Genomic DNA, 989 nt, shown 5'->3' on the forward strand with positions numbered 1-989 from the left:
CCCTCGGGCGCGGAAAGGGCTCCGTACCCGTCGGCCGATGACCACCAACGCCTGTCGAGTACGGAGCCTGGAAGAGGGGGAGCGGCTCGGGGGGACTGACCGCTCCCCCGGCGGAGTCCCACAACCGGGGCCGCGTCGGGGGGAAGTCGCGGCGCCCGGTCCCACAGCGGGGAGCTCCGGATCCACGTACCGGTGATTCCTGCCAGATCCTCGGTACGTCAACCATCCTGCCGCGCGCCGCCGGCCCGGGCACCCGGAGAAAGGCCCCTGTCACGGGGACCTTCGTCCCGGCAGGTGAACGCGTCGCACACTTGATAGGCCGTCCGGGTGGATAAGCTGCCCGTTGCACGGGCCGCTCGGGGACCGAGCGACGGCGGCCCACAGCAGGGAGGAAGGTCAACCGGATGGCGCAGGCGAAGAAGATCGGAATGGTCCTCCTGCTCATCTTCGTGCTCTACACGATCATCACCTCGCCCGCCCGCGCGGCCGAGCTGGTCCAGTTGGGGTTCGAAGGCATCTCGAACGCCGCCAAGGCGGTCGGCACCTTCATGACCGGCCTGGTGAAGTAGCCAGGACCCCACCGGCTACGGTGGGCCCGACACCCGACCCCGTCCGCGAGGAGCGGCACCGTGATCCGCCACCTGGTCCTGTTCAAGCTCAATGAAGGCGTCGCCAAGGACGACGAGCGCGCGCTCGCCGGCGCCAAGGCCTTCGCCGAGCTCGGCCCGGTCGTTCCCGAGCTGCGCGAGTGGGAGTGCGGCTGGAACACCACCGACCGCGACATCGCCCACGACTACGCCATCAACAGCCTGGTCGAGGACCGCGAGGCCCTCCAGGCGTACCTCACCCACCCGGCCCACCAGGCCGCCGCCGCGCGGTGGCGCGAGTTCGCCACCTGGGTGATCGCCGACATCGAGGTCTGAGCCCACCGGCCCGTCCCCAGACGCCCCCGGCCCGGCCGGCGCGTCCCCCGGACGGCCCGAGGCGCC

The 989-nt window shown here is 71.6% G+C and carries 2 protein-coding genes; both read left to right on the top strand.

Annotated elements, in window-relative coordinates; translation table 11 throughout:
- Window positions 1-404 precede the first annotated feature (404 nt).
- The gene (locus tag ABD308_RS11195) at window positions 405-569 is read left to right on the top strand and encodes a hypothetical protein (RefSeq protein WP_199926184.1); all 165 of its coding nucleotides are present in this window, start codon (window positions 405-407) and stop codon (window positions 567-569) included.
- A 60-nt stretch (window positions 570-629) separates the two neighbouring features.
- On the top strand, window positions 630-923 hold the full coding sequence (locus ABD308_RS11200) for a Dabb family protein (protein WP_344331807.1): 294 nt from the start codon (window positions 630-632) through the stop codon (window positions 921-923).
- Window positions 924-989: the final 66 nt, after the last annotated feature.

Source organism: Kitasatospora putterlickiae (assembly GCF_039527695.1).
GTDB classification, from domain to species: Bacteria; Actinomycetota; Actinomycetes; order Streptomycetales; family Streptomycetaceae; genus Kitasatospora; species Kitasatospora putterlickiae.